Raw genomic sequence first — 12,868 nt, forward strand, 5'->3', positions numbered from 1 at the left:
CAATGCACCCATTAGGGTGCATTGTTTGTCTGGAGTTTTAGTTTAACTTGTACTGAGGAAAATCTAATGTCCAAAATCGTTAAAATCATCGGTCGTGAAATCATCGACTCCCGTGGTAACCCGACTGTTGAAGCCGAAGTACACCTGGAAGGTGGTTTCGTTGGTATGGCAGCAGCTCCGTCAGGTGCTTCTACTGGTTCCCGCGAAGCACTGGAACTGCGCGATGGCGACAAATCCCGTTTCATGGGTAAAGGCGTACTGAAAGCTGTTGCAGCTGTTAACGGCCCAATTGCTCAGGCTCTGCTGGGTAAAGATGCTAAAGATCAGGCTGGCATCGACAAGATCATGATCGATCTGGACGGTACTGAAAACAAATCCAACTTCGGTGCAAACGCCATCCTGGCTGTGTCCCTGGCGAACGCCAAAGCAGCAGCTGCTGCAAAAGGCCTGCCGCTGTATGCACACATCGCTGAACTGAACGGTACTCCGGGTAAATACTCCATGCCGGTTCCGATGATGAACATCATCAACGGTGGTGAGCACGCTGACAACAACGTCGACATCCAGGAATTCATGATTCAGCCGGTTGGCGCTAAGACTCTGAAAGAAGCCGTTCGTATGGGTTCTGAAGTGTTCCACAACCTGGCTAAAGTTCTGAAAGCTAAAGGTATGAACACTGCAGTTGGTGACGAAGGTGGCTACGCGCCGAACCTGGGTTCCAACGCTGAAGCTCTGGCTGTAATCGCTGAAGCGGTTAAAGCAGCTGGCTACGAGCTGGGCAAAGACATCACCCTGGCGATGGACTGTGCAGCTTCTGAATTCTACAAAGACGGTAAATACGTTCTGGCTGGCGAAGGCAACAAAGCATTCACCTCCGAAGAATTCACTCACTTCCTGGAAGAACTGACCAAACAGTACCCGATCGTGTCCATCGAAGATGGTCTGGACGAGTCTGACTGGGACGGTTTCGCATACCAGACTAAAGTACTGGGCGACAAAATCCAGCTGGTTGGTGACGATCTGTTCGTAACTAACACCAAGATCCTGAAAGAAGGCATCGAAAAAGGCATCGTTAACTCCATCCTGATCAAATTCAACCAGATCGGTTCTCTGACCGAAACTCTGGCTGCGATCAAAATGGCGAAAGACGCTGGCTACACCGCTGTCATCTCTCACCGTTCTGGCGAAACTGAAGACGCGACCATCGCTGACCTGGCTGTTGGTACCGCTGCAGGCCAGATCAAAACTGGTTCTATGAGCCGTTCTGACCGCGTTGCTAAGTACAACCAGCTGATTCGTATCGAAGAAGCTCTGGGTGAACAAGCACCGTACAACGGTCGTAAAGAGATCAAAGGTCAGGCGTAATCCTGTTCTTTAGCTCTTAACGTAAAAACCCGCTGCGGCGGGTTTTTTTATGTCTTTAAAGCAGCAACGGTAAGGTCGCGCTGGCGGTTTGCTGGCTCACATCACCGTACTTTTCATCCAGCGCAATCAGCGACGTGGTGAGAAGTTCTACCAACAGCATCACTCCCACCTTGGCATTTAGCGCACCGGCACTTAACGGACCTTCTGGTTTGGCTGCGACCAGTTGAATATCGCTCAGCGAAGCCAACGGGCTGCGCGGCGTATTACTTAACGCCAGTACGCGCACGCCTTGCTTACGCGCCAGTTTAACGACATGCAGTAGATCGCGCGTCGAACCTGAACTGGAAATCGCTACCACCAGCGTGTCTTTGTTAAGCGTTGTGGCGTTCATGGCTGCACGATGCATGTCACTGAACAATTGTGCAGGTTTGCCGAGGCGCAGGAGTTTGTAATGTAAATACTCACCCAGAATAGCGCTGGCCGCTACGCCATAAATCTGTACCGACTGGGCCTGATGCAGCGCCAAAGCGGCGGATTCCAGTAATGTCCTGTCGAGTAATTTTGCTGTGTCCTGCAGCGCTTGTACGGATTCATTGACCACATTGTCAATCTCATCTCCGCTGTGCTCTACCGGCTGTCCTTGCTGGAGATCGAGTGCCAGCGCCATTTTGAATTCGTTATAACCCTTACACCCTAGTGCGCGGCACAGACGTGTGACGCTCGCCTCGCTGGTGTCGCTTTCACGCGCCAGTTCGGTAATCGTCAGGTAGACAACTTTTGCCGGATCGCTGAGCACAAACTCTCCCAGCTTCTGCTGTGTTCGGCTATATCCGTCAACGCCCTGGCGCAATCTCAGCAGCAGGTTTTCATTTTCTGACATGCAAAATCCTTAATGCGTTTCTCTGTTGATAGTGTGGCGGAAAGCAGGGGAGAGATGCCAGTCATTTTAAAAAAGTATGATCGGCTTCCTGGATTTTGATGAAAATTTTCATTATTAATATTAAATGTGGTAAAAATTTTCATCATTAATCGGAGAGATGAAAAAATGATGCAAATGTTTAGCGGCGCTTCATCGGGCGCATGGTTCGAAAAGGCACAGCGGTTCGGCAAATCGTTCATGCTGCCGATTGCGGTACTGCCCGCTGCGGGGCTGTTGTTAGGGATTGGCGGCGCGCTGTCGAATCCAAACACATTGACTGCTTATCCGTTTTTGGACGTTGACTGGTTACAGGCAATCTTCACGATCATGACCAGCGCAGGTTCTATTGTGTTTGCCAACCTGTCGGTGCTCTTTGCGGTGGGTGTCGCAGTAGGACTGGCGAAAACGGATAAAGGCACCGCCGGGCTTGCGGCATTGCTGGCATTTCTGGTGATGAACGCCACCATCAACGCTTTATTGACGCTCAACGGAACGCTGGCACACGAGAATCCCGGTGCCGTAGGCCAGGGGATGACGCTGGGTATTCAGACGCTGGAAACGGGTGTGTTCGGTGGGGTAGTGATTGGGCTTGTCACCTGCGCGCTGCATAGCCGTTTCAATAAAGTCTCATTACCTCAGTTCCTTGGTTTCTTCAGCGGTTCGCGCTTTGTACCGATTATTAGCTCCCTTGCCGCGATTGTCGTGGGTGCGGTCATGACGGTGGTTTGGCCGCATTTCCAGAAACTCATTTTTGGACTGGGTGGTCTGGTGGATGCGACAGGCTATCTGGGGACGCTGTTGTACGGCTTCATCCTGCGTATGCTTGGCCCACTGGGTTTACACCATATCTTTTATTTGCCGTTCTGGACGACAGCGCTTGGCGGTAGTGAAATCGTCAATGGCCAGTTAGTTGAAGGTACGCAGCGTATTTTCTTCGCGCAACTTGCCGATCCGAATACGCAGCAGTTCTATGCGGGCACCTCGCGCTTTATGTCCGGGCGCTTCATCACCATGATGTTTGGCCTGCTTGGCGCATGTCTGGCGATGTACCACACCGCCAAGCCTGAGAACAGAAAACTTGTCGCTGGTCTGCTGTTGTCAGCGGCCCTGACCTCTTTCCTGACAGGGATCACTGAGCCTATCGAGTTCTCCTTCCTGTTTGTCGCACCCGTGTTATACGTCATTCACGCCTTCTTCGATGGTCTGGCGTTTATGATCGCGCATATTTTACATATCACCATCGGGCAAACCTTTTCGGGTGGGCTTATCGATTTCCTCCTCTTCGGCGTGCTACAGGGGGAAGCTAAAACCAACTGGATGTACGTCCCCATGGTGGGGATCCCGTGGTTCTTCCTTTACTACTTCACCTTCCGCTATTTGATTAACCGCTTTAACTGGTTGACGCCTGGTCGTGAAAACGCAGCACCGACTGAATCCGGCCTGCCGCAAAGTGAGCGTGCTGCGGCCGTAATTACTGGGCTGGGAGGCAAAGAGAATCTGGAAGAGGTGGACTGTTGCGCCACACGTCTACGCGTGACGGTGAAAGAGAGCAGCAAGGTTGATGAAGCGGCACTGAAAGCGACCGGAGCGCGTGGCGTAATTATTCGCGGCAACGGGGTTCAGGTGATTTATGGCCCGCATGTCACCATCATTAAAAACGAAGTCGAAGAGATCTTATCGTAATGAAAACTGTACTGGATTCCCTGAAAGGTAAATTAATCGTCTCCTGTCAGGCGCTGGAAAATGAGCCTCTGCACAGCTCGTTTATTATGTCACGTATGGCGCTGGCGGCAGCGCAGGGCGGTGCGGTAGGTATTCGTGCGAACAGCGTGGTGGACATTCGCGCGATCAAAGAGAGCGTCTCCCTGCCGGTGATTGGGATTATCAAGCGTGATTATCCGGGTAGCGATGTGTTTATCACGGCCACTTTACAGGAAGTCGATGAACTGATGACCGTTGAGCCAGAAATTATTGCTCTGGATGCGACAGCGCGCCCGCGCCCCGGTGGGCAAACGCTGGAAGAACTGGTTACGCAGATCCGCGCTCGCTATCCGTCCGTACTGCTGATGGCGGATATTGCCACCGTAGACGAAGCGGTGACCGCCGAGCGCCTGGGCTTTGACTGTGTGGGCACTACGCTCTACGGCTATACCGCTGATACTGCCGGGCATGTGCTGGCGGAAAAAGACTGCGGTTTTTTACGTGATGTGTTGGCTGCAGTTAGCGTACCGGTTGTGGCAGAAGGAAACGTCGATACTCCGGAACGTGCTGCACGATGCCTGGCATTAGGCGCCCATACCGTGGTGGTTGGTGGGGCTATCACCCGTCCGCAGCAGATAACGGCACGCTTTGTCGCAGCGATCGCCTCGTAAAGCATCGATGGGGCATGATACTTTGGCGGGGATCTGCGATAATTATCGTTTATCCCCATATTGAGAGCGCTATGCAGTACCCGATTAACGAGATGTTCCAGACCCTGCAAGGTGAGGGTTACTTTACCGGCGTCCCCGCCATTTTTATTCGTTTACAGGGATGCCCGGTTGGCTGTGCCTGGTGCGATACCAAACACACCTGGGATAAGCTTGAGGATCGGGAAGTCTCCCTGTACAGCATCCTGGCCAAGACCAAAGAAAGCGATAAATGGGGTGCTGCGAGCAGCGAAGATCTGCTGGCGGTCATTTCGCGTCAGGGCTATACCGCCCGTCACGTGGTGATCACCGGTGGTGAGCCCTGCATTCATGACCTGATGCCGCTGACTGACCTGCTGGAAAAGAACGGTTTTAGCTGCCAGATTGAGACCAGCGGCACGCACGAAGTACGCTGTACGCCGAATACCTGGGTGACCGTATCGCCGAAGGTGAATATGCGCGGTGGCTATGATGTGCTGTCACAGGCGCTGGAGCGCGCGAATGAAATCAAGCATCCGGTTGGCCGTGTCCGCGATATTGAAGCACTGGATGAACTGCTGGCGACGTTAAGTGACGACAAACCGCGAATCATCGCCTTACAGCCAATCAGCCAGAAAGAAGATGCGACGCGTTTGTGCATTGATACCTGTATTGCGCGTAACTGGCGTCTGTCGATGCAGACCCATAAGTATCTGAATATTGCCTGATAACTTTGCCGGGGGCGTTTCGCTTACCCGGCCATAGTTTATTGCTCAATGCAGGCCGGAGAAGATGCGTTGCCATCCGGCAAGCCTAAAATCACTCGCCGCGATAAACGCAGCCCGCTGTGCAGGTTTCTTTCACCATTACAGCACTCAGCAGAGGGACCACAGGTTTAACCTGATCCCAAATCCATTTGGCCAGCACTTCGCTGGTTGGATTTTCTAAGCCAGGAATATCGTTCAAATAGTAGTGATCGAGTCTGTCGTAAGTCGGCTTAAACGCGGCTTTTAACTCAGCAAAATCCATGATCCAACCGGTATGCGGATCGACTTCACCGGTAATTTCAAGACGCACCATAAATGAGTGACCATGCAGGCGGCCACACTTATGCCCTTCCGGTACATGCGGCAGGTGGTGAGCGGCTTCGAAGGTGAAATCTTTAAACAAGGTGGTGGACATTTTTTACTCTCAAGAATGCGAAAAACCGCGGTAGGGTACCGTAAAGAGCAAATTTTATCATTATTTATACACGTCATTCTTTAAGCTGCTTCTTTGTTGGCTGCCTTTGCTCGCCCCAGTCACTTACTCATGTAAGCTCCTGGGGACTTGCTCAGTTGCCGCCTCGATGCATCTTAAATTATTTAGTGTATAAAAGGATGCTCAGTACCAAAGCTACATATTCATACAACCAATATTGGTTAATTATTTATATATCAAATGCTTATATAATCTGTTTTGCAGTTAATAACTATAACTAAAACAGGTTAGTCCATTTGGTTATTTGTTATTTCCATCCCTTCTTTAATTGTTACTATCCCCGCCGTTAACCTTATCTTCAGTTTGGGTTTTATTGCTGAAATCCGCTTTGCTTACTGGAACATGACAACGCATGACGACACAGGCCCCACCTTCCGCTTTGCTACCGCTAAACCCGGAGCAACTGGCACGCCTTCAGGCGGCCACGACCGATTTCACTCCCGCACAGCTTGCGTGGGTTTCTGGCTATTTTTGGGGCGTGCTGAATCAGCAGCCTGGCAGCAACGCGGTGGCGCCTGCGCCTGTCGCTGAAATGCCTGGCATTACGCTTATCTCCGCCTCGCAAACCGGTAATGCGCGACGTGTGGCGGAAGCCCTGCGCGATGATCTGATCGCCGCGAAGCTCAACGTCACTCTCATCAACGCTGGCGACTATAAATTCAAACAAATCGCCAATGAAAAACTGCTGATCGTGGTGGCGTCGACGCAAGGGGAAGGTGAACCGGCGGAAGAAGCCGTGGCGTTGCATAAATTCTTGTTCTCGAAAAAAGCGCCGAAACTTGATAACACCGCTTTTGCCGTGTTCGGTCTTGGCGATACCTCTTATGAGTTTTTCTGCCAGGCAGGAAAAGACTTCGATGCGAAACTGGCTGAGCTGGGCGGTGAACGTCTGCTCGACCGCGTCGACGCCGACGTCGAATACCAGGCCGACGCCGCGCAGTGGCGTGCTCGTCTGGTTGATGTCCTGAAAGCGCGTGCGCCTGCGGCACCGTCTGTGCAAGTTGCCGCGAGCGGTGCAGTAAATGAAGTACACACCAGCCCATACACCAAAGAAGCGCCACTGACGGCGTCCCTTGCGGTGAATCAGAAAATTACCGGCCGCGACTCTGAAAAAGACGTGCGCCATATTGAAATTGATTTAGGCGATTCTGGCCTGCGTTATCAGCCGGGCGATGCGCTGGGCGTCTGGTATCAGAATGACCCGGCTCTGGTTAAAGAACTGGTTGAACTGCTGTGGCTGAAAGGTGATGAGCCGGTCACGGTTGAAGGCAAAACCCTGTCGCTCGCTGAAGCGTTGCAGTGGCATTTCGAGCTGACGGTTAACACCGGCAATATCGTAGAGAACTATGCCACCTTAACCCGCAGCGAAACTTTGCTGCCGTTAGTGGGTGACAAAGCACAGTTGCAGCATTACGCCGCAACCACGCCCATCGTCGATATGGTGCGCTTCTCTCCGGCACAACTGGATGCTCAGGCGTTAGTTGAACTGCTGCGTCCGCTGACGCCGCGTTTGTACTCCATTGCTTCTTCCCAGGCGGAAGTGGAAAGCGAAGTGCACGTCACCGTGGGCGTGGTGCGTTATGAGATAGAAGGTCGCGCCCGTGCTGGTGGTGCTTCCAGTTTCCTCGCCGACCGCGTGGAAGAAGAAGGTGAAGTTCGCGTGTTCATTGAACACAACGACAACTTCCGTCTGCCGGCGAACCCGCAGACGCCGGTAATTATGATTGGACCGGGTACGGGGATTGCGCCGTTCCGTGCATTCATGCAGCAACGTGCGGCTGACGGAGCCGAAGGCAAAAACTGGCTGTTTTTTGGTAACCCGCACTTTACCGAAGATTTCCTGTATCAGGTGGAATGGCAGCGTTACGTCAAAGAGGGCGTACTGAGCCGTATCGATCTCGCCTGGTCCCGCGATCAAAAAGAAAAAGTCTACGTACAAGATAAACTGCGCCAACAGGGCGCGGAACTGTGGCGCTGGATTAACGACGGTGCGCACATTTATGTCTGTGGCGACGCCAATCGCATGGCGAAAGACGTTGAGCAGGCGTTGTTGGAAGTGATTGCCGAATTCGGTGGTATGGATATCGAAGCGGCGGATGAATTTTTAAGTGAGCTGCGCATTGAGCGCCGTTATCAGCGAGATGTCTACTAATGAGCGAAAAACATCCAGGACCATTGGTGGTCGAAGGCAAACTGTCCGACGCTGAGCGTATGAAGCTGGAAAGCAACTATCTGCGCGGTACCATTGCCGAAGATTTAAACGACGGCCTGACCGGCGGGTTTAAAGGCGACAACTTCCTGCTGATCCGTTTTCACGGTATGTACCAGCAGGACGACCGCGATATCCGCGCCGAACGTGCCGAGCAAAAGCTGGAGCCACGTCACGCGATGCTGCTGCGCTGTCGTCTGCCGGGTGGGGTGATCACCACCAAACAGTGGCAGGCGATCGACAAGTTCGCCCATGACAACACTATATACGGCAGCATTCGTCTGACCAACCGTCAGACCTTCCAGTTTCACGGCATTCTGAAGAAGAATGTTAAGCCGGTACACCAGATGCTGCATTCAGTCGGGCTTGACGCTCTGGCGACCGCCAACGACATGAACCGTAACGTGCTGTGCACCTCGAATCCGTATGAATCTGAGCTGCATGCCGAAGCCTATGAATGGGCGAAGAAAATTTCCGAGCACCTGTTGCCGCGCACCCGCGCCTATGCAGAGATCTGGCTTGATCAGGAAAAAGTCGCGACTACCGACGAAGAGCCGATCCTCGGTCAAACCTATCTGCCGCGTAAGTTTAAAACCACGGTCGTGATCCCACCGCAGAATGACATCGATCTGCACGCCAACGACATGAACTTCGTGGCGATTGCGGAAAACGGCAAGCTGGTGGGCTTTAACCTGCTGGTGGGCGGTGGTTTATCGATTGAGCACGGCAACAAGAAAACCTATGCCCGTACGGCAAGCGAGTTTGGTTATCTGCCGCTTGAGCATACGCTGGCCGTGGCGGAGGCTGTGGTGACCACGCAGCGTGACTGGGGTAACCGTACCGATCGTAAAAACGCGAAAACCAAATACACGCTGGAACGCGTAGGCGTTGAGACCTTTAAAGCTGAAGTTGAGCGCCGGGCGGGGATCAAGTTTGAGCCGATCCGTCCGTACGAGTTTACCGGTCGCGGCGATCGTATCGGCTGGGTGAAAGGGATCGACAATAAATGGCATCTGACGTTGTTTATTGAAAACGGCCGTATCCTCGATTATCCGGGCCGACCGCTGAAAACCGGTCTGCTTGAGATCGCGAAGATCCACAAAGGTGAGTTCCGCATTACCGCGAACCAGAACCTGATCATTGCCGGTGTTCCTGAGAGTGAAAAGGCGAAGATCGAGAAGATTGCGCAGAAGAGTGGCTTAATGAACGCGGTCACTCCGCAGCGTGAAAACTCGATGGCCTGCGTCTCGTTCCCGACCTGTCCGCTGGCGATGGCGGAAGCCGAGCGCTTCCTGCCAACGTTTATCGACAACATCGACACGCTGATGGCGAAGCACAGCCTGAGTGATGAAAACATTGTCATGCGTGTGACCGGCTGCCCGAACGGTTGTGGTCGTGCGATGCTGGCGGAAGTTGGTCTGGTGGGTAAAGCACCCGGGCGTTACAACCTCCATTTAGGGGGCAACCGTATCGGAACTCGCATTCCCCGGATGTTTAAAGAGAACATCACCGAGCCGGAAATTCTGGCATCGCTGGATGAACTGATTGGGCGCTGGGCGAAAGAGCGCGAAGCGGGTGAAGGCTTCGGTGACTTTACGGTGCGTGCGGGCATTATTCGCCCGGTGCTCGATCCCGCCCGGGATTTCTGGGAATAATGTGAAATTGACTTATCGGGTCTGCTGAATCGGTAGGCCTGATAAGCGCAGCGCCATCAGGCAAGGCAAACAGTGAGGAACTTATGTCCAAACTCGATCTCAACGCGTTGAACGAACTGCCGAAAGTTGAACGCGTTATGGCGTTGGCACAAACCAACGACCAACTGGAAAAATTGAGCGCCGAGGATCGCGTAGCGTGGGCGCTGGAAAACCTGCCTGGTGAATATGTACTGTCATCAAGTTTTGGTATCCAGGCGGCAGTGAGCCTTCATCTGGTAAATCAGGTTCGCCCGGATATCCCGGTGATCCTCACCGATACTGGCTACCTGTTCCCGGAAACCTATCAGTTTATTGATGAGTTAACGGACAAGCTTAAGCTTAATCTGCAAGTCTACCGGGCAAAGGAAAGTGCGGCCTGGCAAGAAGCGCGCTACGGCAAACTGTGGGAGCAGGGCGTTGAAGGCATTGAAAAATACAATGACATCAACAAAGTCGAGCCGATGAACCGGGCGCTGCAGGAGCTGAACGCGCAAACCTGGTTTGCCGGTCTGCGTCGAGAGCAATCGGGCAGTCGTGCGCATTTGCCGGTGCTGGCTATCCAGCGCGGCGTGTTTAAAGTTCTGCCGATCATAGACTGGGATAACCGTACGGTTTACCAGTATCTGCAAAAACACGGTTTGAAATACCATCCGTTGTGGGATCAGGGCTATCTGTCGGTAGGCGATACCCACACCACCCGCAAATGGGAGCCGGGTATGGCGGAAGAAGAGACGCGCTTCTTCGGATTGAAGCGTGAGTGCGGACTGCACGAAGGGTAACAGGAAAGGGGTCCGGTAAGATTTACATCCTACCGGACCACTTCTTCAGGATTTACCCGCTTTTGCCAGTTCTTTTACCAGCGGCAGCATAATGCGTACCACGTCGCGGCTACGGTGCTCTATCCGGCCCGGTAACGCTTTATCGATATGCTGTTGGTTATCCAGTCGCACATCGTGCCAGCTGTTGCCAGCCGGGAATGAGGCGCTTTTGGCGCGCTGTTGATAGCCATCTTTCTTTCCCAGGTTCCAGTTAGTCGCTTCAACTGAGAGAACGGCAATCCCTGCGTTGTCGAAGACCTCTGCATCGTTACAACATCCAGTGCCTTTCGGATAGTCTTTGTTCAGACCTGGATTGGTGCTGGCAACGATACCGCGGCTGTGCGCGATAGCCAGTGCCCGGTCGCGCGTCAGTTTTCGCACCGCTTCCGGGGTTTTCTTACCGCTATTGAAATAGAGCTTATCGCCGACGATCAGGTTATCGAGGTTGATAACCAGCAGCGTGTTTTTCTTCTCGGCGGCGCTCATTCGCTTCAGGATGTTCTCCGCGCCCAGTTTGCCCTCTTCCTCGCCGCTGGTGGCGATAAAGCGAATACCGTACTGCGTCGGCACGTTTTTGAGTTTTTCCGCCAGTTCCAGCATTACGCCAACACCTGCGGCGTTGTCATCGATACCTTGCAGGGTTAATCCACCCAGATTGGCATCGGAGTCGGCGTCGCTTTGTGCGGCGTAGGTGTCGAGGTGCGCCATAATAATAATCTGCTGCGGCGCTTTGCCTTCATGTGCAGCAATAACGGTGCTTCCCGTTACGTTATGCCAGTTTTTACGGTTATCTTTGGCGGTATAAACATAACGGCTATTAAACGTCCGAATATCGCTGCTATAACCCATCTGCTGAAATTGTTGACGTATATAATCAGCAGACAACATTTCTGCCGGAGATCCCGTCACGCGGCCTGGGAAAAACGTTGCGATATATCGAGCCTGGGTATTTGCGATATCTCCGGGCTTCGAAGATGTTGCCTGTGCGGGAAGGATGAAGCACGCGCCGAGCGCCATGGCGGTAGTCAGGTGGCGCAATGCGGAAAACATAGTGAGTCCTTAAATACCAAGCAGAAATTTTCAGCCGCTAGTATGAAACCGTGATCGAGGTAAAACAATTTCATTTGCTCTTAAATGCCCGAATTCCGGTAGCTTAAGCACTTTTTGATATTTGCTTTTCCGGATCGTTATTCCTTTGAGGAACTACTCATTCCAATTCGTAATTTCATTCGCCCCCTTGCCCTCCCTATAGTCAGGTTATCTGAGCATCGTTAGCAAAATAACGGCATTACATAGGAACGGTTATGGATCAAAAACGACTTACCCACCTGAGGCAACTGGAAGCGGAAAGCATCCATATCATTCGTGAGGTGGCCGCCGAGTTTTCTAATCCGGTGATGATGTATTCCATCGGCAAAGATTCCAGCGTAATGCTGCATCTGGCGCGTAAAGCGTTTTATCCGGGCACGCTGCCGTTCCCATTGCTGCACGTTGATACCGGCTGGAAATTCAGCGAAATGTACGAGTTTCGTGACCGCACGGCGAAAGCCTACGGCTGCGAACTGCTGGTGCATAAAAACCCGGAAGGGGTGGCGATGGGTATCAACCCGTTTGTCCACGGTAGCGCCAAGCATACCGACATTATGAAAACTGAAGGGCTGAAGCAGGCACTGAATAAATACGGTTTCGATGCCGCGTTTGGCGGTGCTCGTCGTGACGAAGAGAAATCGCGTGCCAAAGAGCGTATTTACTCTTTCCGCGATCGTTTTCATCGCTGGGATCCTAAAAATCAGCGCCCGGAGCTGTGGCACAACTACAACGGGCAGATTAACAAAGGCGAAAGTATTCGCGTCTTCCCGCTCTCTAACTGGACTGAACAGGATATCTGGCAGTACATCTGGCTGGAAAATATCGACATCGTGCCGCTGTATCTGGCGGCGGAGCGTCCGGTGCTGGAACGCGACGGCATGCTGATGATGATTGATGACGACAGAATCGATCTGCAACCCGGTGAAGTGATTAAAAAACGCATGGTGCGTTTCCGTACGCTCGGTTGCTGGCCGCTGACAGGCGCGGTGGAGTCGAATGCGCAGACGCTGCCGGAAATTATCGAAGAGATGCTGGTTTCAACCACCAGTGAACGTCAGGGCCGCGTGATTGACCGCGACCAGGCGGGCTCCATGGAGCTGAAGAAACGTCAGGGGTATTTCTAAGGA

Annotated in this window: 11 protein-coding genes; 8 read left to right on the forward strand and 3 right to left on the reverse strand. The window is 52.7% G+C overall.

The window, feature by feature from the left end:
* Positions 1-66 precede the first annotated feature (66 nt).
* A complete protein-coding gene (gene eno / locus OGY10_RS19155) occupies positions 67-1,365 on the forward strand; it encodes a phosphopyruvate hydratase (protein ID WP_003034129.1) in 1,299 nt (432 codons plus the stop codon).
* A 55-nt stretch (positions 1,366-1,420) separates the two neighbouring features.
* Here the strand turns inward: eno and OGY10_RS19160 are convergent, their stop codons facing one another.
* A complete protein-coding gene (locus OGY10_RS19160) occupies positions 1,421-2,245 on the reverse strand; it encodes a MurR/RpiR family transcriptional regulator (protein ID WP_153686786.1) in 825 nt (274 codons plus the stop codon).
* A 165-nt stretch (positions 2,246-2,410) separates the two neighbouring features.
* Here OGY10_RS19160 and OGY10_RS19165 point away from each other — a divergent pair, with 165 nt between their 5' ends.
* The 3 genes from OGY10_RS19165 to queE all read left to right on the forward strand — a co-directional run bounded on the left by OGY10_RS19165 (position 2,411) and on the right by queE (position 5,399).
* Positions 2,411-3,967, forward strand: a complete 1,557-nt coding sequence (locus OGY10_RS19165; RefSeq protein WP_057068342.1) for a maltose/glucose-specific PTS transporter subunit IIC — start codon at positions 2,411-2,413, stop codon at positions 3,965-3,967.
* Positions 3,967-4,656 carry an N-acetylmannosamine-6-phosphate 2-epimerase gene (locus tag OGY10_RS19170; RefSeq protein ID WP_286577210.1) on the forward strand — a complete coding sequence of 230 codons (690 nt, stop codon included), beginning with the start codon at positions 3,967-3,969 and terminating at the stop codon, positions 4,654-4,656. Before OGY10_RS19165 ends, OGY10_RS19170 begins: the two co-directional genes overlap by 1 nt.
* A 71-nt stretch (positions 4,657-4,727) precedes the next feature.
* Positions 4,728-5,399 (forward strand): 7-carboxy-7-deazaguanine synthase QueE, encoded by a 672-nt coding sequence (gene queE, locus OGY10_RS19175; protein WP_003034139.1) that lies wholly within the window; start codon positions 4,728-4,730, stop codon positions 5,397-5,399.
* A gap of 91 nt (positions 5,400-5,490) precedes the next feature.
* Here queE and queD read toward each other — a convergent pair whose 3' ends face one another.
* The gene (gene queD, locus OGY10_RS19180; protein ID WP_003825707.1) at positions 5,491-5,853 is read right to left on the reverse strand and encodes a 6-carboxytetrahydropterin synthase QueD; all 363 of its coding nucleotides are present in this window, start codon (positions 5,851-5,853) and stop codon (positions 5,491-5,493) included.
* 430 nt (positions 5,854-6,283) lie between these two features.
* Here queD and cysJ point away from each other — a divergent pair, with 430 nt between their 5' ends.
* The 3 genes from cysJ (at position 6,284) to cysH (ending at position 10,613) form a co-directional block, all read left to right on the forward strand.
* Entirely contained in the window at positions 6,284-8,083 is a 1,800-nt protein-coding gene (gene cysJ / locus OGY10_RS19185; RefSeq protein ID WP_286577211.1) for an NADPH-dependent assimilatory sulfite reductase flavoprotein subunit, read from the forward strand.
* Entirely contained in the window at positions 8,083-9,795 is a 1,713-nt protein-coding gene (gene cysI / locus OGY10_RS19190; protein ID WP_003034148.1) for an assimilatory sulfite reductase (NADPH) hemoprotein subunit, read from the forward strand. Before cysJ ends, cysI begins: the two co-directional genes overlap by 1 nt.
* Positions 9,796-9,878: 83 nt before the next feature.
* Positions 9,879-10,613, forward strand: coding sequence for a phosphoadenosine phosphosulfate reductase (gene cysH / locus OGY10_RS19195; RefSeq protein ID WP_044713393.1), 735 nt, complete (start codon positions 9,879-9,881; stop codon positions 10,611-10,613).
* 45 nt (positions 10,614-10,658) lie between these two features.
* Here the strand turns inward: cysH and OGY10_RS19200 are convergent, their stop codons facing one another.
* Positions 10,659-11,702 carry an aminopeptidase gene (locus OGY10_RS19200; RefSeq protein ID WP_186413039.1) on the reverse strand — a complete coding sequence of 348 codons (1,044 nt, stop codon included), beginning with the start codon at positions 11,700-11,702 and terminating at the stop codon, positions 10,659-10,661.
* 254 nt (positions 11,703-11,956) lie between these two features.
* Here OGY10_RS19200 and cysD point away from each other — a divergent pair, with 254 nt between their 5' ends.
* Positions 11,957-12,865: a sulfate adenylyltransferase subunit CysD gene (gene cysD / locus OGY10_RS19205; protein ID WP_003034152.1), complete on the forward strand. Its 909-nt coding sequence runs from the start codon at positions 11,957-11,959 to the stop codon at positions 12,863-12,865.
* Positions 12,866-12,868 lie beyond the last annotated feature (3 nt).

The sequence above is a fragment of the Citrobacter sp. Cpo148 genome (genome assembly GCF_030332375.1).
Classification (GTDB): domain Bacteria; phylum Pseudomonadota; class Gammaproteobacteria; order Enterobacterales; family Enterobacteriaceae; genus Citrobacter; species Citrobacter portucalensis.

What these genes read in the sequence shown, in the direction of transcription:
- OGY10_RS19200 (WP_186413039.1), bottom strand. Translation starts at nt 11,702, where the DNA reads ATGTTTTCCGCATTGCGCCACCTGACTACCGCCATGGCGCTCGGCGCG.
- queD (WP_003825707.1), bottom strand. Translation starts at nt 5,853, where the DNA reads ATGTCCACCACCTTGTTTAAAGATTTCACCTTCGAAGCCGCTCACCAC.
- OGY10_RS19170 (WP_286577210.1), top strand. Translation starts at nt 3,967, where the DNA reads ATGAAAACTGTACTGGATTCCCTGAAAGGTAAATTAATCGTCTCCTGT.
- cysI (WP_003034148.1), top strand. Translation starts at nt 8,083, where the DNA reads ATGAGCGAAAAACATCCAGGACCATTGGTGGTCGAAGGCAAACTGTCC.
- cysD (WP_003034152.1), top strand. Translation starts at nt 11,957, where the DNA reads ATGGATCAAAAACGACTTACCCACCTGAGGCAACTGGAAGCGGAAAGC.
- cysJ (WP_286577211.1), top strand. Translation starts at nt 6,284, where the DNA reads ATGACGACACAGGCCCCACCTTCCGCTTTGCTACCGCTAAACCCGGAG.
- OGY10_RS19160 (WP_153686786.1), bottom strand. Translation starts at nt 2,245, where the DNA reads ATGTCAGAAAATGAAAACCTGCTGCTGAGATTGCGCCAGGGCGTTGAC.
- eno (WP_003034129.1), top strand. Translation starts at nt 67, where the DNA reads ATGTCCAAAATCGTTAAAATCATCGGTCGTGAAATCATCGACTCCCGT.
- OGY10_RS19165 (WP_057068342.1), top strand. Translation starts at nt 2,411, where the DNA reads ATGATGCAAATGTTTAGCGGCGCTTCATCGGGCGCATGGTTCGAAAAG.
- cysH (WP_044713393.1), top strand. Translation starts at nt 9,879, where the DNA reads ATGTCCAAACTCGATCTCAACGCGTTGAACGAACTGCCGAAAGTTGAA.
- queE (WP_003034139.1), top strand. Translation starts at nt 4,728, where the DNA reads ATGCAGTACCCGATTAACGAGATGTTCCAGACCCTGCAAGGTGAGGGT.